Source organism: Pandoraea norimbergensis (assembly GCF_001465545.3).
Classification (GTDB): Bacteria; Pseudomonadota; Gammaproteobacteria; order Burkholderiales; family Burkholderiaceae; genus Pandoraea; species Pandoraea norimbergensis.
This window is the reverse complement of record NZ_CP013480.3, coordinates 2991960-3016098: the sequence shown is the minus strand read 5'-3', so window position 1 is coordinate 3016098 and position 24139 is coordinate 2991960. Positions and strand designations below refer to the sequence as shown.

Here is a 24139-nt window from a genome sequence, read left to right as displayed (position 1 = left end):
GAGCGAGAGACATGCCCGAGCGCGAACAGCCACCGACGACTGCGCCCGTCGATCCGGTTCACCCCAACGAGGTATCCGATGCGGGGGCTTCGGCCGCCGCCACACAACCGTCGCGCCGCCACTTTCTGAAGCAGGCTGGTGCGGCCGTGGCGTCCGCCGGATTGGCCTCGTCGGCCGTGGCAGCGTCCGCCGCCGCGCCGCGCGCTGCGCCATCACCGGACGATGGCTACGTCGTGCCCGCCGAGGCACCGCCCGTGCCGCCCAAGGGTTACAACATCCTGTTCATCCTCACGGATCAGGAGCGGCACTTCGACCAGTGGCCGTTCCCGGTGCCGGGGCGTGAGCGCCTGCGCCGCGAAGGGGTGACGTTCGTCAATCACCAGATTGCATCGTGCGTGTGCTCGCCGTCGCGCTCGACGGTCTACACCGGTCAGCACATCCAGCACACGCGTGTGTTCGATAACTGCGGCATTCCATGGCAACCCGATATGTCGCCCGACATTCGCACCATCGGCGACATGATGCGAGACGCGGGCTACTACGCGGCGTATCTCGGCAAGTGGCATCTGAGCGGCAAGCTGCATCACAACCACACGCCGTACGACACCCCGACGCAGGAATACAACGAGCTGATCAAGTCATACGGTTTCGACGACTACTTCGGCGTAGGCGATCTGATTGGCCGGGTGCGCGGCGGCTATACCTACGACGGTCTCACCACCTCGTCGGCCGTGTCGTGGCTGCGTGGGCGCGGCGCGCAGCTGGGCAGCGATAACAAACCGTGGTTCATGGCGGTGAATCTGGTCAATCCGCACGATGCGATGTTCCTGAACACCGATCCGGCCGGCGTCGATCAGCAGAACGCCAACCGGCCGACGCTCGGCAATGCGCGTCCGCCGCGCGACGCCTTGTATGACGCGCATTGGAACGTGCCGCTGGCCGCCACGCGCAAGCAAGCCTACGACGCGCCGGGACGGCCGGCAGCGCATGGGGTGTACAACGCGGCGGAAGGTGTGCTGGTGGGCGACTATCCGATCGACGACGCCCGGCTTCGCGTCTATCAGGACTATTACTTCAACTGCATTCGCGATTGCGACACGCACGTGGTGACGTTGCTCGACACGCTGCGCGAACTGGGCATCGACAAGAACACCATCGTCGTGATGAGCGCCGACCATGGCGATCACGTGGGTGCGCACAAGCTGGTAGGCAAAGGGCCGACCACCTATCGCGAACAGAACAACGTGCCGTTGGTGATCCGGCATCCGGCGTACCCGGGCGGCAAGCAGTGCGCGGCGCTGAGTTCGCACGTCGATATCACGCCGACGCTGCTGGGGCTCACCGGACTGGACTCGGCGGGTATTGCGCGCATCGCGGGCGATGGCGCGCACGGTCACAACTTGACGCCGTTGCTGCGCGCGCCGGAGCGGCAAGGCGTCGATGCGGTGCGCCCGGCGGCCTTGTTCAACTACGCGATGCTGCTGTTCTACGACAGCGAATGGCTCGCGCAGGAATACGCCACGTTGCGTGAGAAGGGTGTGCCAATTGAGGAGATTCATCGGCGGGTGATGGCGCGTCAACCGGACTTCCGTCATCGCGGCATGATTCGGAGCGTGTTCGACGGGCGCTACCGGTTCTCGCGCTATTTCTCGCCGACGCAGTTCAACCGGCCCACGTCGCTGGAGGCGCTGTTCGCGAACAACGATGTCGAGCTCTACGATCTGCACGCCGACCCGACCGAGTCGCGCAATCTGGCACTCGACGCGCGAGGTAATGGCGAACTGTTGATGGCGATGAACACGCGCCTGAACGAGCGGCTCGATGCCGAAGTCGGTGAAGACCGGCCAGACATCCTGCCGATTCGCGACGGACGCGTGCAGTTCACGTTCCAGAAGGCGGCTGCCTCATCTTCACGGTGAGCGATGTCGTGACGTCTGCGTGATAAGCTCGGGCGACTTTGCGGCGGGGTGGGCGGAGATCGTCTTCGCGTGCGCCGCCGCTCGTTGCTTCGCACCTTTCACCTCTCGTCACGACCTCGCATGAAGAAACGTGAATTTCTGGCCAGCGCCGTGGCGCTCGGCGTCTCGGCACCTGTGCTGGCAAAGCCGCAGGCCCCCGTGGCCTCGGCGACGACGCCGCTCGTCACGGTCAGCGGCGGCATTCAGCGCCACAATCGTGGCCCGGTCGATCCGGCGCTCGATCAGCTCTTCCACAAACAGTTGGTGCAGTTCGACGCGGCCTATGCGTTCGATTTTGGCGCGCTGGCGCGTCTGCCGGCGCAAACGATTCGCCCGACGCTGGAATACGACGCGAAGCCGCACACATTGCGCGGCCCGCGTCTCGCCGAGGTGCTCGCGCAGACGGGCATGCCGACTAACCCGGCCACGCAGGTGCTGTTGCGTGCGATCGACGGCTACGTGGTGGCGACGACGCTGGGTCAGTTACGCGACTATCAATTCCTGCTAGCCACGCACATCGACGACAAGCCGCTCGCGCTGGGCGGCCTCGGTCCGCTCTGGGCCGTCTACGATCCGGCCGCCATCCCGGCCCTCGCGGGCAAACCGCTCAAGGAGCAGTTCACGCTGTGCCCGTGGGGCGTGTATCACATTCAGGTGAACGCGATTTCCTGAGCATCGCAATGCAGCAATGCCCCCGGCGTTACTTCGCGGGGGGCGTCGCAGCGTTTGGCTTGGCGACCTTCGGCGGGGCGACGCGCGGCGGCGGATCGATGCTCTGGAACGCCCGCACGCCCTTGAGCGACTTCACCGGATCGAGTTCGTCGACATCCTCATGCAGGATGCGGCGAATTTCGAGAATCGCCTGCGGCGTCTCCTGCACGCTGTGGCCCGAGACAATCACGCGCTCGGACTGCGCGCCATCCAGATGGGCACTCGCATACGGCACCACGCCGTCACTCGATTCCTGAAGCGGGCCCGCGGCATTGCGGCGCGCAATGATCGAGTGATATTGCACCTTCGGCGAGATGCCGAGTCCGGCCGCCGCCACCACATAAGGATCGTTGTCGCGCAACTGGTCGATGCTGTTGGGCACGTAGCGCGTCTTGCCTTCCGAGGGGTTGTCTTCCGAGCCGGTGGCGTAGTGCAGCACATCGTCGATGCCCGAGAGCAGCGTGACCGGCAGTTTGATGAGGTTGGAGATCCAACGGCCCAGCCGGTTGCGCGCGAACGGGGTGCCGCGATGCGGGGCCGCGATGAAGATCGCCCGCTCGAACTGCGGCATCGGTGCGAAGTGGAAGAGCGGGTCGAGCCGGTCGCGGGCGCGCGTCAGTTGATCGCCATCGAGGTGGTAGTCCTCCTGAAACGCATTCCAGAGCTGGTCGTCGGCACTCGACACCATCAGCCGCGCGATCACACCGCCCATGCTGTGGCCGATGACCACGGCGTCGTGCGAGGCGGCCGATTGACCGTCCGGGTCAAAGTGCTTGAGCGTCGCATCGAAGGCGTTTCGGATCGCCATGGCGTTCACGAGCAGCGGCGCGTTGGTCGGGTAGTACACCTGCCAGATCTGGAAATGCTCGCGCAGCGCGGCGTCGCCCTGAATTTCATTGGCCAGATTCACCCAGGCCTCCGGGCTGCTGGCGAGGCCGTGCAGCATCAGGATCACCCGGCGGCTGGGGTCGAACGGCTGCATCAGATAGATGTGCGGCCGCACGATCCCACGGTCACGCCCGAACAGGGTGCGCAACGACTGCTCGGCAAAGCCCGAGCGGGCGAGCCACAGGCCGTAACCCGCCGTGAAGTTACCCGCCAGCGGCACGGTCTGGCCATGCAACTCGATCGAGGTCTGACGATAGGGGTCGTACACGACGAGCGTGGCGACCTGGGTGGTCAGAATTTCGTCGAGCGTGTTGCCGTTGAAGCGCAACAGCAGCGTGAGCGACGGCGACGACATTTCGCTGAACTCTGGGCCGGCGTTCGGATCGGTCGCCCGGTGAAAATCGCGCGACGCGAGGCTTTCCTGACTCGTGCGGGCACGACTGCTGCCCCCTTGCCGGTCATTCGTGTTCTGTGAATAAACGTTGTCGTTGTCTGGGCCGGTCGAGGCGTCGCCGCGTGGAGCCGGCGTGCGGCCCGTGGCAACGACGGCATCGGCGGCCGATTTGTCATCGAGCACGGCCACCAGCTCGGCACCGAAACCGTCGCGGCGATACGGGCTGCGCAGGCCTGCAAAGCGCAGTGTCGACGCGGGTAGCACTTCGCGTGGCTGGGTGCGGTTGTTGGCAAACCGCACGCTGCTGGCGTCGACCGGCAGCGTCCAGCCGGCGATCTTGTCGCTGCCGGTGCGCTGTACGCGGCGGAACAGCGCCACCGAGAACATCTGCACCGCGTAGTTGTAATAGTCGCGAACCTGCGTCTGGCGGTCTTCGAAGGCGCGCTCACTGGAAGGGCGGTCGCCATAAAAGAGGTAGGCGTACGCGTAACGCGCCGAGCGCAGCCACAGGTCGAACTGCGAGTCGTTCCAGAGGGTATCGCCGGTCGGTGTTTGCGCGATGGCCAGTTGCATCGACATTTCGGCCATGGCGGCCAGCCGCCGGTCGATGTCGATTTCCTTCGCGCGGCCGAGCGCATCGATACAGTCGAGCGACGGCTTGGCGCAGATCGTCTCGTCCAGTCCTGCCACACGAATCGTCTCGTCGGTGGCCGCGCTGAGCTTGCCCGTGGACAGGATGTCACCGCGTTTCATCGCGATGTACTGATCCGGGCCGAGCGAGCGCACCTCCACCATGGCGCAGCCGCTGAGCCATACCGCGCTCGCTACGAGCGCCGCATAGCGCAAGATACGCCGCCAGACGGCGTGTTTGGGCGAGTTCGAGGCGGGTATTGCGGGGGCACGCGTCACGACGATCACGGCGTCACCTTCGGGTCGTCGCCGGGCACACCTTGCCGGATGAGCGTCGAGAAGTCGGGCGAATCGCCGGCCGCCAGCGCGCGTTTGACGAAGTCGCCGCGTGTCTGCAATTGCTCGTAAGTGAAGCCGGGCGTGAGGCCGCCCTGATCGTAGGCGTATTCGGCGAAGTAGCCGGACAGCAGCAGGCGGTAATCGAGCGGCAGGCCGGGGGCAATGATGCGGGCCAGTTCGAACACGATGGTGGTGCAATTGCTCGTGAGCGTGTTGTACCACTCGGGCGTGCGTTGCAGGTCGCGGGCGCGCTCCAGATAGCCGATGAAGACCTTGCGCAATTCGGCGGCAGGAATATTCAGACGATAGAGATGCACGTCTTCGCCACGCACATTACTGCGCACGCGCAGAATGTCGCGCTCGTCGGCGGCGACCAGCGTGGCTTCGAAGTCTTTGAAGAAACCGCCGACGGCCGAAAAGGCCTGCCCGCGCTTCTTGCGAATCTCGATGGAGAACACCACGCGTTGCCCGTCTGAGAAACCGAAGGACACCAGCGTGTGCGCGATGGCCGGCCCCATCCAGTAGGACAGCGCGAGATCGGCGCTGACGAGCTTGTCGAGATCGTAGTGGCGCGTTTCCCAGCGCGGGGTGAAGTCGGTTTCGGTGCGCCATTCGAAGTTGCGCACGTTGCCCAGCGTGACCTGTGCGCCGTTCCAATGCGGGTCGAGCAGTTGCGCGACGTCGGGCGCCCAGTCACGTTCATTGGAAGGCCGCAGCGTCTGCCACCAGGCGATCACCAGAATCGCCGCGATCAGGAACGCGAGCGGCCAGCCGCGCAGGGACGCACCGGCCCGCACGCGCAGCAGCGCCACGATGGCGGCGACGCCAAGCGCGACCCAGAGGGCGATGAGGGCATAGCGCACGGGTGCGGGGCCCGGACACTGGTAAGCGAGCGCCATCGCGCCCCAAGCGCAGGCGCCCAGCACGATGAGGGCGATGAAGGTGCGCAGCACGTAGACGTACCACGCGATGTGATGGCCGGCGAGCGCGTCGCCGGCGTGGGATTGCAGTTGCACCATGTTTTGCTGATCTGGAACCTGACTGTCCTGCCGGGCGCGCGGCGCAGCCGGCACGGCGTACGACCCATTTCTCGAGTTTGCCCCGAAGAATACCAGCAGATCTGGTGTTTCCGTCGTCAGACCGGATGCCCGACGATCAATCGCAGCGACCCGTCGAAGAACGGTTGTGTGCGCAGCGCGCCGTATTTCTCGTCCCAGGTCCCGTTGTCGAGGTCGCGGCGCAGGCGTTCGACAAAGTTGTCTTCCACGCGGGGTTCGACAAAGCTCCATGCGGAATTGGCGCGGCGTGCGCCCGGTTCGAGCAGACGCTCCGGGCGGCCGTAATACGCTTCGCTGAAGCCGTCCGTACACGCAAGCGGAATCTCCACCGGATGTACTTCCACGCGTCCGCCCAGTCCTTCTTCGATGGCGGAAATCGAAGGGTATCGCCGCGCTTCGACAGCAATCATCTCCGGCGCGTAATCCGCCAGCCACGACATAGGCAGGCGGGCAGGGGCGCAGGTCAGGATCAGGACCGGGCCGCGCGTCACGCGGCGCATTTCGCGCAATCCGGCGGCGAGATCGGGCCACTGGTGAACCGAGAACGTCGCCATGCTGGCGTCGAACGAGGCATCGGCAAACGGCAGACTTTGTGCCACGCCATCGATGGCGACCGGCAGGTGCGCCGGACGCTGGGCGCGCATGGACGCCGACGGTTCTACCGCGACGACGCTGCGCTCGACCGGCTCGTAGGAGCCTGCGCCTGCACCGACGTTGAGCACCGAATGCGCGTCGCCCAAGGCTTGGCGGATAAATCCCTCGATATGGGGTTCGGGCTGACGGTACTGGGTATAGCCGACGCCGATCGTGCCGTAGTTCGCGTCGCCAGCGCTCCCATCGTTAAATCGCTTATCCATTGAAACGGCCCTTTCTGATGTTGTGTGAGAATCGCTATCGGTCCATGCCGTCATCGTAACGACCCAGTTTTGCCGTAATGTGACGATATTCAACCGTGTATGCGATGAAAGAATAGGGTTTTCGGTACACGTCGAAAATCGAATTTTTTCGTCGGATTCGATAGTTTATTTGACGAAAGAGGGCGAAATGCGAGACTTGCCGCCGCTATCCCTGCTGCGCGCATTCGAAGCGACGGCCCGGCACCAGTCGGTGACGAGGGCCGCCGAGGAGCTGTTTCGCACGCACGGCGCCGTTAGCCGCCAGTTGAAGTTGCTTCAGGAGCACGTTGGGGCGCCGCTGTTCGACAAGGACGGGACGGGGTTGAAGCTCAACGCCCACGGACAGGGCTTGTTTGCACTTGTCACGTCGGTGTTCGAGCAACTGGAGCAGGGCTACACGCGCCTTCGCACGCAGGTCAAGCGCTCGGGGCTGCACGTGGCATGCAGCGCGACGTTCGCGATGCGGTGGCTGGTGCCGAATCTGGCCGACTTCTATCGGCAGTACCCCGATGTGGGTATTCGGCTGTCGATGACCTCCGCCCGGGAGATTCGCAGCGAGGGCGCGGATCTGGTGATTGCGTGGGATCTGACCTCGTACCCGGAAGCCGATCGCCAGCGTGCGATTCGTTTGGCGCCGGTGGCCTTCGGGCCAGTATGTGCGCCCGGCTACCAACGCCGGGCGGCCACGGGCACGCGCATCACGCACGACTTCACCTCGAGCGCTTGGACCTACTGGGACGGACAGTCCGCGGGCAAAATCGGCGCGGGCGGGGAGATTGCCTTTCCACACACCCATCTGTGCATCGAAGCGGCACTGTCAGGGTTGGGCGTCGCGCTCGTCGAACGGCGTTTGGTGCGAAAGGAACTCAGCGAAGGGCAGTTGGTGGCCCCTTGGGGATTTGCGGAACTGCCGTTCGGCCTGATGGCGCTGCCGGGAGACGGCGCACAGCCCCCCGACTTCGACAATTTTCTGCGCTGGCTGCGTGAGCGGCTGGCAGGCGAGGCGGCGTAGTTCACTTCTTCACCGGATCGTTCTCCGAAAGCGTGGTATCCGACCAGCCTCCGCCGAGATCGCCGATCAGCGCGGTTGCAGCCAGCAGGCGGGACTCGTGCACGGTCAGGGCATTTTGCTGCGTGTTGAGTTGCGTGGTCGTTGCCGTGACGACGGTCGTGTAGTCGACGGTGCCCGCCTGATATTCATTGAGGGCGATGCGTGCGCCGTCCGTCGCGTCCTTCACGGCAGAGTCCAGTACCTGCGACTGCTGTTCCAGAATGCGCAGTGATGCCAGATCGTTCTCCACGCCCTGCAATGCCGTGAGCACCGTGCCGCGATAGTTGGCAACGGCGGCGTCGTAACCTGCCTTTGCGGCGTCCACCTTGGCGCTGCGCTGCCCGGCGTCGAAAATCGTTTCGCTCGCACTCGCCCCCAACGACCAGACGTAGTTCGCAATCTTGAACAGCCCGGCGACCGGAGCCGCCGAGAAGCCATCCGAGAGCGACAGCGTGATATTCGGGTAGTACGCGGCGACGGCAATGCCAATCGCTGCGTTCTGCGATGCCATCTGACGTTCGGCCACCGCGACGTCCGGCCGGCGTTGCAGCAGGGTGGACGGCAGGCCGATCGGTACATCGGGAAGTGTCGGCAACGCGTTGTTCGGCGCAATCGTCAACGACTCGGGATTGCGCCCGACCAGCACCGCAATCGCATGCGCGTACTGCGCTCGCGACACACCCAACGCAATCAGGCTCGACCGCGCATTCTCGAGTTGCGTGCGTGCCGTGATCAGGTCCGACGGCGGCACAGTGCCCGCGCGGTCCTGATCGGCCACCACACGCAGGTACGCGGTGTACGCATCGACGGTCTGCTTGAGCAGGGCGATATTGGCGTCGGTGATGCGCAGGTCAATCACGGCGTTCGCCAGTGAAATCTGTGCGGACAGCGTCGCGTTGGCCAGCGTTGCCGCACTGGCCTGCGCCGTCGTGCTGCTTTGCTCGATGGTGCGGCGCACCTGTCCCCAGATGTCAGGCGCCCAACTCACGGTGCCTTCGGCGGCGGCCGCGTTGACGATATTCGCACCGGAATGCGACGCCAGTGCCGCGCTGGTGCTCGCGCCGCCACTGCTGCCGCGCGAGCGCGTGGCCGAGCCGTCGATACCGACCGTCGGGAACAGACCGGCGCGCGCCACACGCACTTCCGCCAATGCCTGCTGATAGTTGGCGTAGCTCTGGCGCACGGTCTGATTCGAGATTTCCACCTGCGGCATCAACTCGTCGAGCAGCGGATCGTGAAAGCCTTTCCACCATTCGCCTTTCGGGCCTTCCGCATCGGGCCGGGCCTGCGTCCAGCCTTCCAGTTCGGTGAATTGCGTCGGCATCGCGACCGCCGGGCGTTGGTAATCCGGGCCGACCGCGCAAGCACTCAGCAGCATCAGACTGGCGAGGCAGGCGAAGGTTAGACGCGGCCAGCGGCGGGCGGGCGGGGAGGCTTGCGAGGGAAGTGTCATCGGTTTCATGGTCATGCCTCCGTGCCTTGGCGACGGTTCCAGGGCAGGTGTTTCGACCAGCGCGCGACGCGCTCGCGCAGCCGGTCGAGATACAGATAAATGACAGGGGTCGTGTACAGCGTGAAGATCTGGCTGAGCAGCAGCCCGCCCATGACCGTCACGCCCAACGGCTGACGCAGCGATGCGCCTTGCCCCAGTGCGATGGCCAGCGGCACGGCACCCAGCACGGCAGCCGCGGTCGTCATCATGATCGGACGCAGCCGCACGACGGCCGCTTCGTGAATGGCGCGCTTGGCGTCGAGCCCCTGATTGCGCTGTAACTGGATCGCGACGTCCACCATCATGATCCCGTTCTTCTTGACGATCCCGATCAGCAGAATCATGCCGATCATTGCGATCACCGAGAACGGCGTCCCGAAGATCAGCAAGGCGAGGGTTGCGCCGATCCCCGCCGACGGCAGCGTAGAGAGAATGGTGAGCGGGTGAATCGTGTTTTCGTACAGCACCCCCAGCACGATGTACACCACGCCCAGCGCCGCAAGAATCAGCAACGGCACGGTGCCCATCGATTGCGAAAACGCCTGTGCCGCGCCCGCAAACGCGCCGTGAATCGACGCCGGCATACCGATGGCCCGCGCGGCATCGTCGATGGCGACCTGCGCCTGACTCAGCGAGCCGCCCGCCGGCAGATTGAACGAGACTGTTGCCGCCACCATGCCGCCCTGATGGTTGACCTGCGTGGCGGTATGGCGCGGGTAGAAGCTGGCGAGGGCCGAGAGCGGCACCATCGTCTCCGCCGCCGTACTGTCTGCGCTGCCGCTGGAACTGCCGCCCCGGTTGTTCGCGATGGCGTTGTTCTGCTGATTGGCGACCGCGTTGGCATTGAGCGGGTTGGTGCTCGATGCAGCGGTCTTGGCCGTGACGCCACTGACTGTCTTGCTCGACATCTGCGTCTGCGCCGACCCGTTCGCGTTCCCCGCCGCCGTACTCAAATAGATCTGGTCGAGCGAATTCGGGTATTGCCAATACTGCGGCGCGACCTCCATCACCACGAAATACTGGTTGATCGGGTTGTAGATGGTCGACACGGTGCGCTGCCCAAAGGCATCGTAGAGCACGTTATCGATCTGGTTCGGTTGCAGATTGAAGCGAGCCGCCGTCGCACGATGGATATCCACGTACATCTGCAAACCGTTCTGTTGCAGATCGGTATTCACGTCGAGCATCGTGGCCCGGTGCTTGTTGAGTTCGGCGACGAGTTTGGGCACCCATTTGTAGAGGGCATCCGCATCGTCACTGGTCAGCGTGTACTGGTATTCGGCCGCCGACGAACGGCCCCCGATGCGTAGATCCTGCTGCGCCTGAAGGAACAACCGCGCACCTGAGACCGCGTTGAGCTTGGGCCGCAGCCGGTTGACGACGGCGTCGGCCGAGAGGTGCCGCTCGGCCAGTGGCTTCAACTGCACGAAGACGGTCGCCGAGTTGAGCGAGCGGCCACCGGTGAAGCCCGCGACCGAGGCGACGGCCGGGTCGGTCTGCACGATGGTCTGCAACTGTTCGAGCTTCTTGCGCATGGCCGGGAACGAGATGCTCTGATCGGCCATGATCTGGCCGATCAGAATGCCCGTGTCCTGCTCGGGGAAGAACGTGGCTGGCAGCAAACGGAACAGGAACACGTTGCCGACCAGCAGCGCCAGCATGACCAGCCCGACCAGCCCGGCGTGATCGAGCACCGCCGTAAGCGAGCGTGAATAGGCGTCGCGGAACCGGTCGAACTGGCGGCCGACCCAGACTGACCAACGGGCCTCCGACGTGGCCGATTCGCGGGTGAGCACGTAGGCGCACAAGGTTGGCGTGACTGTCAGCGAGATCACCAGCGACAACAGGATGGCGATCGAGAGCGTGACGGCGAACTCGTGGAACAGCAGGCCGACGATGCCCGGCATCAGCAGAATGGGCAGGAACACGGCGATCAGCGACAGGCTCATCGAGAGCACCGTAAAGCCGACTTCCGCCGAGCCCTGCAACGCCGCCTCCTTGGGCGGCACGCCCAATTCCAGATGACGCACGATGTTTTCCATCACGACCACGGCATCGTCCACCACGAAGCCGGTGCCGATGGTCAGCGCCATGAGCGAGAGGTTGTCGAGGCTGTAGCCGAGCAGATACATCGGCCCGAACGTGCCGATGATCGACAGCGGCAGGACCACCGCAGGGATCAGGGTCGAGCGCGGCGAGCGCAGGAACACGAACACCACGCCGATCACCAGCAGTACGGCCAGCATCAGCGTGCGCTCGGTGTCCCCCAGCGACGCTTCGACCGAGACCGAGCGGTCGAGCGCCACGTTCACCTTGATGTCGCTGGGCAGCGTGGCTTCAACCAGCGGCAGAATCTTGCGGATCTGTGCGACCGTCTTGACCACGTTGCTGCCCGGCGATGGGTAGACGATCACGAGCACCGACGGCTTGTTGTTGAACAGCCCGGCGTTGCGAATGTTTTCGTTGCTGTCGCGCACGAGCGCCACGTCGTGCAGCATCACCGGCGCGCCGTTGCGGTAGGCCACCACGAGGTCGCGGTAACCGGCCGCCTTGCTGATCTGGTCGTTGGACGTGACTTCGAAGCGCTGGTCGCCTTGATCCAGATGGCCTTTGGCGCTGTTGGCGTTGGCCGCCGCAATCGCCGCACGCACGTCTTCCAGCCCGATGCCGTAGCTGTTGAGCTTGCCCGGCTCCAGTTCCACGCGCACCGACGGCAGGGCGCCACCGCCGACCGTGATCTGGCCGACACCATCCACCTGCGAGAGTTGTTGCAGGATGATCGAGTCTGCCGAGTCGTAGAGTTGCGCCGTGGTCAGCGTGGCCGACGTGAGCGCAATCACCATCACCGGCGTGTCGGCCGGGTTGAACTTGCGGTAGCTCGGGTTGCTGCGCAAGGTGGTCGGCAGGTCGGCCCGGGCGGCCTGAATGGCGGCTTCGACGTCGCGCGCGGCACCTTCGATATCGCGGTTTAGGCCGAATACCACCGGGATCGAGACCGAGCCGACAGTGCTGGTAGACGTCAGTTCGCTCACGTCGGCAATCACGCCCAGCCGGCGCTCCAGCGGTTCGGCCACGGTCGCGGCCATGATCTCCGGGCTGGCGCCGGCCATGCTCGCCTGCACGGCAATGACAGGGAACGACACGTTAGGCAGTGGCGCCACCGGCAGCCGCAGATACGCGAGAGTGCCGGAGAGCAGCACCGCGATCGCCAGCAACGTGGTGGCGACCGGGCGCTTGATGAAGAGCGCCGACATGTTCACGGCGCATCTCCTGCGGGCGGCTCATCCGGCGCCTTCGGTGAGGTCGGTCCGCTCGATCCGTCGGTCTGGTCGGGGCCTTGCGGCGGCGGGGTGCCCCCGCGTGCAGCACGTCGCGCTGCCCGGCGCTCGCGCACCCGCTCGGCCATGCGGTCGAAGTACAGATAGATGACCGGCGTGGTGAACAGCGTGAGCAACTGGCTGAGCATCAGCCCGCCGATGATCGCCAGACCGAGCGGACGGCGCAGCTCCGAGCCGGTGCCCGTGCCAAGCAGCATCGGCAGCGCGCCGAGCATGGCCGCGAGCGTCGTCATCAGAATCGGCCGGAAGCGCAGCAGCGACGCCTCGAAGATGGCCTCGCGCGGCGGCTTGTGGTGGTTGCGCTCGGCGTCGAGCGCGAAGTCGACCATCATGATGGCGTTCTTCTTGACGATCCCGATGAGCAGCACGATCCCGATGATGCCGATCACGTCGAGGTCGCTGCCGGTGATCATCAACGCCAGCAACGCGCCGATGCCGGCCGACGGCAGTGTCGAGAGAATCGTCACCGGGTGGATGAAGCTCTCATACAGCACGCCCAGCACGATATACACCGCGACGAGCGCCGCAATCAGCAGATAGACCTCGCTGGAGAGTGAGTCTTCGAACGCTTGTGCAGCCCCTTGGAACGACGAGGCGATCGAGGGCGGCAGGTTCACGGCCTGTTGAGCCGCGCGAATCTCCTTCACGGCGCTAGAGAGAGACGCGTCGCTTGCCAGATTGAAGGACACCGTCACTGCCGGGAATTGCTGCAAATGACTGATCGCGAGCGGCGTGCTGATGATCTTCAAGGTGGCGATGGCGGAGAGCGGCACCTGACCGCTTGAACTCGTCTGGCTCGGCAGATAGATCGCGCCCAGCGAGTTGATCGTGTTCAGGCTTTCGGGCTTGGCCACCAGAATCACCCGGTACTGGGCCGATTGCTGGAAGATCGTCGACACGATGCGCTGACCGAGGGCGTCGTACAGCGCGTTGTCGATGGTCGCGGGCGTAATGCCGTAGCGGGCTGCCAGTTGCCGGTTCACTTCCACCTGAATCGACAGGCCGCTGGTATCCAGATCGCTCGCCACGTCGGTGATCGACGATATCTTCTTCATGCGGGCAATCAACGGCGGCACGTATTTGGCGAGCGTCGCCTGATCGGGGCCGCGCAGTACGAACTTGTACTGGTTCGGCGACACCGTGGTGTCCAACGTCAGATCCTGTGCAGGCTGCACATACAGTTTGATGCCCGGCACCCCGGCGGTCGCCGTTTGTATCCGGCGCCCGATCTCGGCCGCCGTCTCCGAACGGTCGTCACGCGCTTTCAGGTTGATGAGGAACCGGCCGTTGTTGAGCGTGGTGTTGATGCCGTCGATGCCGACGTACGAGGTGATCGAGGTCACATCAGGGTCTTTCAGCACCTCTTCGGCCAGTGCCGTCTGGCGCTTCACCATCGCCGAGTACGAGACTGAGTTGTCGGCCACGGTAATGCCTTGCAGCACGCCCACGTCCTGCACCGGGAAGAGCCCCTTCGGAATGACGACGTAGAGCACGACGGTCAGTGCCACCGTGATCAGCGCCACGATCAGCGTGAGCAACTGGTGATCGAGCACCCAGCGCAGGCCGCGCTCATAGGCGGCGAGCGTCTTGTCGAACAACCGCTCGCTCACGCGTTCGAAGCGGCTCGGATGGCGGTCTTCCTGCGCCCGCAGTATCCGTGCGCACAGCATCGGCACCACCGTGAGCGACACAATGGCCGATATCACGATGGTGACGGCGAGCGTGACGGCGAACTCGCCGAACAGCCGCCCGATCACGCCGCCCATGAAGAGCAGCGGAATCAGCACGGCGATCAGCGAGATCGTCAGCGACATGATCGTGAAGCCAATCTGCCCAGCACCGGCCAGTGCCGCTTCCAGCGGCGGCATGCCCTGTTCGAGATAGCGCACCACGTTTTCGATCATGACGATCGAGTCGTCCACCACGAAGCCGGTGGCGATGATCAGCGCCATGAGCGACAGGTTGTCGATCGAGTAGCCGAGTTCGTACATCACCGCGAGCGTGGCGATCAGCGAGACCGGTACCGAGATGCTCGGAATGATGGTGGCCGGCACGTTGCGCAGGAACACGAAGATCACGGCCACCACGAGCACCACAGCGAGCACGAGCTCGAACGCGGCGTCGCTCACCGACGAGCGGATCACGCCCGTGCTGTCGGACACCACGCTCACTTCCATACCGGCAGGCAGCGTGGCTTCGAGCTGCGGTAATGCGCGCTTAATCTGGTCGACCGTGGCAATCACGTTGGCGCCGGGCTGGCGTTGCACGTTGAGCACGATGGCCGGGGTTTTGTTGAACCAGGCGCCGCGCTCCACGTCCTGTGCGGCTTTCGACACGTGGGCGACATCGCGCAGATACACGGGCGAGCCGTTCTGGTAGGCAATGACGGTGTCGAGATAGTCCTGCGGATCGGAGATCTGATCGTTGGCGTCGAGCGTGTAGTCAAGCTCGGGGCCGTCGAAATTGCCCTTCGGCTGGCTGACGTTGACGTTGGCGAGCAGCGTGCGCAGGTCGTCGAGATTGAGGCCGTAAGCGGCGAGCTTTTGCGGATCGGCTTCCACGCGCACGGCCGGCACGTTACCGCCTGCGAGCGTGACCACACCCACACCGGCCACCTGAGAGATCTTCGCGGCGAGGCGGTTGTTGGCGGCGTCTTGCAACTGTGTGAGCGAGAGCGTCTTCGAGGTGACCGCCAGCGTCATGATCGGCTGGTCGGCGGGGTTCACCTTGGCGTACGTCGGCGGCGCGGGCAGGCCGCTCGGCAGCAGGCTGGTCGCGGCGTTGATAGCCTGTTGGACGTTTTGCTGCGCGACGTCGAGATTCAACGCGAGATCGAATTGCAGCGTGATGACCGACGAGCCTTCAGCGCTGTACGAAATCATCTGCTGCAAGCCGGGAATCTGGCCGAGCTGTACTTCGAGCGGCGCGGTCACGGTGGTGGCCATCACTGAAGGGCTGGCCCCCGGGTAGAACGTCTGCACCTGAATGGTCGGGTAATCGACGCTGGGCAGCGATGAGACTGGCAGCACGCGCACGGCCACCAAGCCGACGAGCACGAGCGCGATCATCAGCAGCCAGGTCGCGACCGGGCGCAGGATGAAGATGCGAGAGAAATTCATGAGCGGGCGCCGGGGGTGCGGGGTCTCGGTCGGACGGACATGGCGTTATTGGGTGCCAGCGGCGGAGGCCGGGGCTGCGGACGGGGCCGATGCGCCTGATGCTCCCGAAGCTTCACCCGCTGCCGCCGGTGCCGATGCGCCGCGATGTCCGCCGTGGCGTCCTGCGCCCGACGCCTGTGCGGCGGAACCGGTCTCGCTGGCCGCTGCCGCACCGCTGGCTGGGGTCGTCGCGCTCGGCAGGGCAATGTGTGCGCCGTCGCTCAGCCGGTCCATGCCGTCCGTCACCACGGTTTCGCCCGCATTCAGACCGGCTGTGATGACCGTGTGTTTGCCGTCGCTCGGCCCGATGGTGACTTTGCGCAGCGAGGCCGTATTGTTCTGTGTGGCGACGTAGACGAACTCGCCCGGCGCACCGCTCTGGACGGCAGGTGTCGGCACCAGCACCACGTGCTGGAGCGTGTCGACGAGCAGCGTCACATTGACGAATTCCTGCGGAAACAGCACTTCGTCGTCATTGGCGAAGCGTGCGCGCAACGTGACCGTGCCCGTGGACGTAGCCATCTGGTTGCTCACGGCGTACAGCGCGCCGGTGGCGAGTTTTTCCTTGTTGTCGCTGGAAAATGCGGTGACGGCGAGTGGTTTGCCGGTGCGGTACTGCTTCATCACGGCCGGCAGCGCGTTCTGGGCCACGGTGAATTCGACCGTCGTCGGCTTGACGCTGGTGATGACGGCGATGCCGGTCGTGCTCGTCGATGTCACATAGTTGCCGGCGTCAACGAGTCGCAGACCCACGCGGCCAGCGACCGGCGCGGTGATGCGGCAGTAGGTCAGATCGAGCTCGAACTGAGCGATGTTGGCCAGATCGGCTTTGACGGCGGCTTCGTCCTGCGCCACGAGGAATTGCTGATCGGCGAAGGTTTGCTCGGCAATCGACTTCTGCTGATGCAGTTGGGTATAGCGAGCGAGATCGGCCTTGGCTTGCGCGAGCGCGGCGCGGTCTTTGGCGAGTTGGGCCTGCGCCTGTTCCTTGCTGATTTCGTACTGGCGAGGGTCGATCTGCGCGAGGAACTGGCCCTTGGTGACTTCCTGACCTTCCTGATAGCCGACCTGCGTGAGGTAGCCGCTCAACTGCGGCAGTACCGTCACCGTGGCTTCGGGCGTGACCGTGCCCAGCGAGGTGATCGTCACCGGCATTTCGCCGTAGGCCGCCTGCGCCACCGAGACGATTTGCGGCTGTGCACCGCGTTTGGTATTGGGCCGATGTGCGAGGTGCCAGGCAACCCATGCCACTAGCACGAGCACGACGATGCCAATCCATAGGGCGGTACGCCGCCGCTTCTTGGGCGGTTGCGATCCGGTATCCGGTGCTGCTTCCATATCTGCCTCCAGCGCGACGCACATGTGCCGCCCATGCACCCGGGAGAGGCCCGGGTTGCCACGCTTAGCAGTCTAGCGACGGGGGTGCCCGTTTTGGCGGGCCGAACAGGCGCTGGAAGTTACGGCATCTTACCTCCGCACGCGTTCTCAGGCATGGCGCGAGGGGACGTAAACGCCCGTAACGACAGGGGAAATTGCAGGGAAATCAGGGGGCGGGAAGGGGCCTTGCGGGCGGGGTGCCAGTGACAGGCCCCCTGTTACATCGTGTTACTGAGGGGTGCTGAAAATAATCCGGCGCAAGATAGCCGGGCGGGCTTTCAGCACCCTTGTGCTGACTGGTGCTCGTTATGCCGTCGGGCGGCCTGCGGTGCGACCGGGCATGAGACGGCGGGCGATGCGGCCGAACGCACGGACTTGCTGTGCAATCACCCCCATGCCGTACCGGCGCGAACGGCCTTCCGGTGCGGGCAACTGGTCGCGAATGCCGGTCGGCTCGACGGCGTGTTCCCACGAGGCGGTGCGAAACACCATGTCCCACCATGGGAACAGCACACCGAAGTTGCAGCCGTAGCGCGTGCCCTCGTGGCCGTAGCCAATGGCGTGGTGGCGGCGATGGAACGTCGGGCTCACGATCAGGCGTTCCAGCACCCGGCCATACGGCAGACGGGCATTCACGTGCTGCACGCTTTGCAGGAAGTTGCTCACGGCCACCAGCACCACGTACTGCGCCGGTTGCACGCCGATGAAGAGGGCGATGCCTGCGAAGAATGCGGCTTGGAGTACGTCGTCGAGGAAGTGGTTACGGTCATCCGACCACAGCGACATCTGTTGCTGGCTGTGGTGGACGGCGTGCAGCTCCCACCAGACACCGAAACGGTGTTGCCAGCGGTGATACCAGTAGCCGGCAAAGTCGAGCACGATCAGGTAGATCAGGAACGAGGCGAGCGGCTGATCGGTGACACCGGGGTACAGGCCGTCGAGATCGATGCTCGGCAGGCCGTGGATCACCATCTGGCTTTGCAGTTCGTTGAAGACCGGCTGGAGCACCACGAAGAACAGCAGATTCAGGATGCCGAGCTTGGCGATCCATGTGTAGATCACGTCGGCGCGCACCTGGCGGCGATCCTGCCACTTCTCAACGGGGCGCAGGGCTTCAAGCGGGCGCAGCAGCGCGTACGACACGCCGATTTGCAGCACGCCGATGAGGACGAAGTAGAGCGCGTCGTAAATATCGTCGTCATAGCCCATGAAGTTGAAGTGAAACAGCAGCGGCTGGATCACATCCACGTAGATGAGCGTCTGCACGGCGGAGATGCCGCTATCGACGAAATTGATGGCTTCCTGAATCATCGGGTGGCCTCGTCAGTCCGGATTCGGGGAGAGTACGGGGGCTCGGTCGGCAAAGAAAATGCCGTGCGGCGATCGGTTCACCGCGATGCGGTCGACCAGTTGGCGCGTGGTCAGATCGATCACGCCGACGTGGCGGGCAAAGCGGAACGTTACCCAAAGATAGCGTTTGTCGGCGGAAAGTTCCATATCGTCCGGGCCGGGCATCAGGCCGGTGATGTCGGCGACTTTAGTGAGCGATTCGTAATCGAGAATGCTGATGGTGCTCTCGACGCGGTTACTCACGGCAATGTGGCGGCCATCGGAGAGCGAGCGGAAGTTGTGCGCGCCGCGTCCGGTCTGGATGCGCTTGATCACCTTCTGCGTGCGCCAGTCGACCACCGCGACATCGTCTTCACCGGTCATGCCGACGAGCAGATATTTGTCGCCCGGCGTCATCCACAGGCCGGCGGGGGTCTTGCCGACGTTCATGCGCCATTTGACGGTCTGCGTGGGCAGATCGATGGCGACGAGTTCGCCCGAGTCCTGCAAGGTGACGAAGACCGTCTTGCTATCGGACGAGAAGGTCATGTGGCTGGGCGTCTTGGCCAGCGGAATGCGCTTGGCGACCGTGACGTTTTCACCGTCGTAGTGATAGAGGTCTACCCGGTCGAGGCGCAGCGCGGCGGTCACGAACCATTTGCGATCGGGCGAGAAGCCGAGCTGGTACGGATCGTCGATGTCTGCGACCTGACGCTGGAGCTTGCCGCTGGACGGGTCGAGGAACATGAGGCTGTTCGAGACCGAGTTGGCGACGATGAGCGAGCGTTTGTCGGGGGTGATCATCAGGTGGTGCGGCTCCTTGCCGGTGGGCATGGTGCCGATGACCTTATGCGTGGCCTGATCGATCAGAGATAGTTGGGCAGCGCCGGAGTCGAGCACGATGACCGTGCTGGCGAAGGCAGGCGAGAGGTGGACACCACCCACAACCAGGGCCGAGATGGACGCCAGAGCGCGCATGCGGCCGAAAAGCTTGGAAGAAAACACCATGAATGCCGTAGGGTAAGACCAATATGAAGCCGACAACGGTGACGCTCCGCCGGGATGCGGACCGCCGACTTGAGAGGTAAACGCACCACCGGGCCGGCCCGTTGACAAGAAAATGGGACGAAAGGGAGAGGGGTGTCCGAAATATGTGTGAGATGAGCGGTTCGCCCTAGGAGTAAAAAATTGGCCGGCGATTGTATATAAACGCTCATTTGTAAGCGTTTATTCAATATAAAGCAGCACATGTAAGCGCTTATTTGATTTTTGATTGACGCGCGATGACCCGGAAAATGATAATCGGCGCAACAGTCACTTACGTTAAGCGCTCATATGGGAAGCATAAACATGAATAATCGCTCACTGGTAAGCGGTAACGCCGGTCGAGACGAAACGAATCGAACGATGCCCGCGCCCATCAACCGGGCCTTAGCCAAGCTTGGCACTGACCTTGCACTGGCACGGCGGCGCAGGCGCTTGACGCAGGCTTCGATGGCAGAACGCATTCAGACGTCTGTTGCCACATTACGTCGAATGGAGCGTGGCGACCCGCGGATTCCGATCGGGCTCATCGCTCAGGCGTTTTTTGTACTTGGCGAAGTGGATAAGCTGACGCATCTGCTGGACACGGCAAGCGACGATATTGGATTGGGACTCATGAACGAACAAGTGCCTAAGCGCGTCCGCGTCAAACGCGTGAAACCAGATTCGGGGGCGTTGTGAGCCAGACGTCAGTCCGGGTTGCGTTGGGAGAAGCCGCCATTCCAGTCGGGCGGTTGACCTATCAGCTTGATGGTCGGCGCGAGTTCTCGTATTTCGCCTACGAGGATGCTTGGCTGTCGTTTGCCGACAGGTTTCCCGTATCACCGGATTTGCCGCTCGTTGCGCAACCTCAATTCCGCAAGGCACCCACGCGACACGATTCCGTCTTTCACTTCGCCTTCGCGGATACCGAGCCCGATGGCTGGGGCTGCCGTGTCATCGCTCGCGATCATGTCAAACGCCGCCAGCGAGCCTTGCGCAGTGGGAATGCAGGCGATGAGGTGCCAAGCGCGAAGCTTTCGGAAATCGACTACCTGCTGGGTGTTGACGACACGAGCCGAATTGGCGCGTTACGACTCGTCGACGAGCACGGCAATTTTTTGCGGGCGACACACGACGGCGAGCGCGCCACACCACCGCTGCTGGAACTGGCTCACCTGATGGGTGCGTCGCGCGCCGTTGAATTGCATCAGGAGACGGAAGCCGATTTGCGATATTTGCGAGGGAGAGGGACATCGTTAGGGGGGATGCGTCCGAAGTGTTCTGTGCTCGACGACGATGGGCATCTTGCGATAGGCAAGTTCCCCAGTGTCGGCGACGACAGGAGCGTAACGCGCGGTGAGGTGCTGGCATTACGACTGGCTCGCGCTGCGGGCATTACGGTGGCCGATGCCCGGATTGTCATGTCCGAGGACATTCCCGTCGCCGTGATTCGACGCTTCGATCGTGCGTTGGGAGGCCGTATTCCTTACTTGTCAGCGGGTTCGATGCTTCAGGCTTCGCGTGATGGCGATTACGCTTACAGCCAGATCGCGGAGTGTATTTTGGCTAACGGCGCGGAACCCCGAAAGGATCTTGCAGAACTGTGGCGTCGCATGGTGTTCAGTCTGCTGATCACCAATGTTGATGATCACGTGCAGAACCATGGATTTCTGCATGTCGGACACGGTCAGTGGCGCCTGTCCCCCGCGTTCGACATTAATCCGTTTCCGGACAAGGATCCCGAGTTGAAGCTTTGGCTTGACGAGGACTACGGACCGGTCGATGCCGTTGACGCGACTTTGGATCGCGCTGGCATATTTCATCTTTCGGCAGGCGAGGCGCGGCAGATTCTCACGGAAATCGTCGCTGCGGTGCGACAGTGGCGAGAGATTGCCGTCTCGTCTGTCGTCGGCATGGGGCCGTTGGATGTCGAGGCCTTCGCGCCGGCGTTTGACAACGCGCAGATGCGCGCTGCAATCGCGCTGGTCGGCTAGCGTGGCAGGCGAACGTCTCTATCGGTGCTTTGCCGGCGAAATGTGATCGATGGCCGCGCCACGTTTGTTCTAGCAGCGTCAGCGCCTTTTGTGCGCATCTAGGGAGGGGGCGTCATCCGAATTTTGTGAGTGCGCATTAAGAATGTCAGAAACTAATATATACTTTCTGACAAAGTGAGGTGTCTCAATGACCAAGTTGCCCGAATCCATCCGTATGCACGCCCACGGCCTTCCTGAAGGAGGCGTTCTCTCGCCCAAGGAATTTCTGCATCTGGGAAGCCGGGCGGCGATCGATCAGGCGTTTTCGCGTCTGACGAAATCGGGGGAGCTATTGCGTGTATCGCGCGGGATCTACGTTGCCCCGGTATTGAGCCGGTTCGGCAAACGCTCGCCGTCGCCCGAGAAGGTCGCGCAGGCAGTCGCGGAACAGTCGGGCGAAACGCTGGTGCCTCACGGTGCGAATTCGGCGAATGCGCTCGGGTTGACGCAACAGGTGCCGACGCGTGAGGTCTTCCTGTCCTCCGGGCGGACGAGAAACCTGACACTCGGCCGATCCATGGTGACGATCAAGCATGCCCCCCAATGGATGCTTGTCTTGGGCAGCAGTCCTGCGGGCGACGCGGTGCGCGCCTTGGCATGGATGGGCCAATCGCACGTGAGCGAGTCGCTGGACGCACTCCATCGAAGCTTGTCCAAAGCTGACTGGGGGACTTTGATCGCGGCCCGCGCTGCGTTGCCCTCATGGATGGCAAAGGCGATTGGGCAGGAGTCGTTGCGTGGCTGAGTATTTCTTTGATCTGAGCAAGAACGAACAGTACGAAGCCTCTGAATTTTCGCGCGAACAGATCGGACGCCCGGCGCACCTGTTGGAGAAGGATGTCTGGGTGGTCTGGACGCTTCGGGCGCTTTTTGCCTCGCAACTGGCTGACGATTTGACCTTCAAGGGCGGTACATCGCTCTCCAAGGCGTACCGGGTCATCGACCGGTTTTCGGAAGACATCGATCTGACCTACGACATTCGCAAACTGATCCCAGAGTTGATTCCCGATGGCGGATTTCTGCCACCCAGCCGAAGCCAGTCCAATAAGTGGTCGGCGGCAGTCCGACGCGCGCTTCCGCACTGGATCACCGCCAATGTGATTCCGGTGATCGAGAAAAGCCTCGCCGAGGATGGCTTGGAGGGAGTGACACTGGCGTTGACCGGAAAGGACTTGGACACCGTTTTGCTGACTTATCCTGCCCTGACTGGGGGTGGCACGGGCTACGTTGCGCCGGCCGTGAGACTCGAGTTTGGCGGGCGAGCCACGGGGGAGCCTCACACGGCAATGGCCGTGCAGTGCGATATGGACGGGCGCCTTGATGGCATCTCATTTCCACGGGCAACGCCTGTCGTTATGAGTCTGGCTCGCACCTTCTGGGAGAAGGCGACAGCAGTACACGTCTATTGCGCGCAAGGGAGAGTTCGGGGCGAGCGTTACTCGCGCCACTGGCACGATCTGATGTCGATTGCCAACAGCGCCGGGTTTGATTCGGTTCTCGCTGATGTTGGCGTCGCATCCCTGGTCGCGCAACATAAGGCGTGGTTCTATCCCGAAAAGGATGGTGATGGGCGGGGCATCGATTACGGCCCGGCGGTGGCGGGTGGTTTGTGCCTAGTGCCGAAGGATGAGGCGCGCGATTCACTTGCGAGCGACTACCTCGCCATGATCGATGACAGCGTTCTGATCAGCGGCGACGTTGCGTTCGACGAATTGATGGCCAGATGCCAGCGCATTCAAGACATGGTGAACGCCCGCATGGCGGATGTCAGTCCGGCTTGACTTCCACCCCATCCCACTGTTCCAGCAACGCCAGCGCCTCGCGCGTCCAGTCCAGCCAGCCTTGCTCATACCTCACGCCCAGCATGAGGATGTGGCGCTGCAACGCCCGCTCCCGCGAAAGTTCAACCCCTGCGGGGAAGTCGCGGGCTTCGATCGCCCGGTAGGCCGCGAGTTTTTGCGCATGCAATCCTGCACGCCGACGCAATTCCGGTTGTAGCCCCAACGTCCCCATCGCGGCATCGGCGCGCAGACGCACCATCAGGTCGTCGCGCAAATCCGACGGCTCCGTCGGTGTTGCCGCCCACGCCAGCAACTCGTCCCGTCCGCCATCCACCACCCGATAGACGCGCTTGCGTGTTCGCCCCCCGTCCGGGGCGGCCGTCGAGACGATCCACCCGGCGGCCTCCATGCGGGCCAGTTCCCGATAGATTTGCTGATGCGTGGCGTGCCAGAAGAAGCCGATCGATTTGTCGAAACGGCGGGCAAGGTCGTACCCCGAAGAGGATTTCTCCAGCAGCGAGGTCATCAAGGCGTGGGCGAGCGGCATGCCCGGCAGTGTAGGCACTCTATTCCACCTATGCAACCCGTTGCATAGTGGCCGCTGTCGCCTTAGAATCGCCATCAAACTATGCAACTGGTTGCATAACCGAGATACGCAGCGACGTGTCCTATGCTTCCCG

At 63.5% G+C, this 24139-nt stretch carries 17 protein-coding genes; 7 read left to right on the top strand and 10 right to left on the bottom strand.

The window, feature by feature from the left end:
• The first annotated feature begins 11 nt into the window (after nt 1-11).
• Nucleotides 12-1919: a sulfatase-like hydrolase/transferase gene (locus tag AT302_RS13035; protein ID WP_084656212.1), complete on the top strand. Its 1908-nt coding sequence runs from the start codon at nt 12-14 to the stop codon at nt 1917-1919.
• Between the two features lie 120 nt (nt 1920-2039).
• The gene (locus AT302_RS13030; protein WP_058378818.1) at nt 2040-2630 is read left to right on the top strand and encodes a hypothetical protein; all 591 of its coding nucleotides are present in this window, start codon (nt 2040-2042) and stop codon (nt 2628-2630) included.
• Between the two features lie 28 nt (nt 2631-2658).
• On the opposite strand, the gene AT302_RS13025 is transcribed toward AT302_RS13030, so the two are convergent.
• The 3 genes from AT302_RS13025 to AT302_RS13015 form a co-directional block, all read right to left on the bottom strand.
• Nucleotides 2659-4869, bottom strand: coding sequence for an esterase/lipase family protein (locus AT302_RS13025; protein WP_064675079.1), 2211 nt, complete (start codon nt 4867-4869; stop codon nt 2659-2661).
• Complete coding sequence (locus AT302_RS13020) at nt 4866-5939, bottom strand: Lnb N-terminal periplasmic domain-containing protein (protein ID WP_084656211.1); 1074 nt, start codon at nt 5937-5939, stop codon at nt 4866-4868. The genes AT302_RS13025 and AT302_RS13020 overlap by 4 nt, the downstream gene beginning before the upstream one ends.
• A 116-nt stretch (nt 5940-6055) precedes the next feature.
• On the bottom strand, nt 6056-6835 hold the full coding sequence (locus tag AT302_RS13015) for a class I SAM-dependent methyltransferase (RefSeq protein ID WP_058378817.1): 780 nt from the start codon (nt 6833-6835) through the stop codon (nt 6056-6058).
• A 187-nt stretch (nt 6836-7022) separates the two neighbouring features.
• Here AT302_RS13015 and AT302_RS13010 point away from each other — a divergent pair, with 187 nt between their 5' ends.
• Complete coding sequence (locus tag AT302_RS13010; protein ID WP_058378816.1) at nt 7023-7886, top strand: LysR substrate-binding domain-containing protein; 864 nt, start codon at nt 7023-7025, stop codon at nt 7884-7886.
• Nucleotide 7887: 1 nt separating this feature from the next.
• Here the strand turns inward: AT302_RS13010 and AT302_RS13005 are convergent, their stop codons facing one another.
• The 6 genes from AT302_RS13005 to AT302_RS12980 form a co-directional block, all read right to left on the bottom strand.
• On the bottom strand, nt 7888-9387 hold the full coding sequence (locus tag AT302_RS13005; protein ID WP_407668838.1) for an efflux transporter outer membrane subunit: 1500 nt from the start codon (nt 9385-9387) through the stop codon (nt 7888-7890).
• A gap of 2 nt (nt 9388-9389) precedes the next feature.
• The gene (locus AT302_RS13000) at nt 9390-12677 is read right to left on the bottom strand and encodes an efflux RND transporter permease subunit (protein WP_058378815.1); all 3288 of its coding nucleotides are present in this window, start codon (nt 12675-12677) and stop codon (nt 9390-9392) included.
• On the bottom strand, nt 12674-15874 hold the full coding sequence (locus AT302_RS12995) for an efflux RND transporter permease subunit (protein ID WP_084656209.1): 3201 nt from the start codon (nt 15872-15874) through the stop codon (nt 12674-12676). Before AT302_RS12995 ends, AT302_RS13000 begins: the two co-directional genes overlap by 4 nt.
• 45 nt (nt 15875-15919) lie before the next feature.
• On the bottom strand, nt 15920-17251 hold the full coding sequence (locus AT302_RS12990; protein WP_058378814.1) for an efflux RND transporter periplasmic adaptor subunit: 1332 nt from the start codon (nt 17249-17251) through the stop codon (nt 15920-15922).
• Nucleotides 17252-17596: 345 nt separating this feature from the next.
• The gene (locus AT302_RS12985; RefSeq protein WP_058378813.1) at nt 17597-18601 is read right to left on the bottom strand and encodes a sterol desaturase family protein; all 1005 of its coding nucleotides are present in this window, start codon (nt 18599-18601) and stop codon (nt 17597-17599) included.
• 12 nt (nt 18602-18613) lie between these two features.
• Nucleotides 18614-19597, bottom strand: coding sequence for a YVTN family beta-propeller repeat protein (locus AT302_RS12980; protein WP_058380308.1), 984 nt, complete (start codon nt 19595-19597; stop codon nt 18614-18616).
• Nucleotides 19598-19969: 372 nt separating this feature from the next.
• Between AT302_RS12980 and AT302_RS12975 the strand changes: the two genes are divergently transcribed.
• The 4 genes from AT302_RS12975 (at nt 19970) to AT302_RS12960 (ending at nt 23459) form a co-directional block, all read left to right on the top strand.
• Nucleotides 19970-20344, top strand: a complete 375-nt coding sequence (locus tag AT302_RS12975) for a helix-turn-helix domain-containing protein (RefSeq protein ID WP_237172149.1) — start codon at nt 19970-19972, stop codon at nt 20342-20344.
• A gap of 23 nt (nt 20345-20367) precedes the next feature.
• Nucleotides 20368-21639 carry a type II toxin-antitoxin system HipA family toxin gene (locus AT302_RS12970; protein ID WP_237172148.1) on the top strand — a complete coding sequence of 424 codons (1272 nt, stop codon included), beginning with the start codon at nt 20368-20370 and terminating at the stop codon, nt 21637-21639.
• 187 nt (nt 21640-21826) lie between these two features.
• Entirely contained in the window at nt 21827-22423 is a 597-nt protein-coding gene (locus AT302_RS12965; RefSeq protein ID WP_058378810.1) for a DUF6088 family protein, read from the top strand.
• Nucleotides 22416-23459, top strand: a complete 1044-nt coding sequence (locus AT302_RS12960) for a nucleotidyl transferase AbiEii/AbiGii toxin family protein (protein WP_058378809.1) — start codon at nt 22416-22418, stop codon at nt 23457-23459. The genes AT302_RS12965 and AT302_RS12960 overlap by 8 nt, the downstream gene beginning before the upstream one ends.
• Here the strand turns inward: AT302_RS12960 and AT302_RS12955 are convergent.
• Entirely contained in the window at nt 23446-24006 is a 561-nt protein-coding gene (locus AT302_RS12955; RefSeq protein ID WP_058378808.1) for a PadR family transcriptional regulator, read from the bottom strand. The two genes, AT302_RS12960 and AT302_RS12955, sit on opposite strands and share 14 nt — an antisense overlap.
• Nucleotides 24007-24139: the final 133 nt, after the last annotated feature.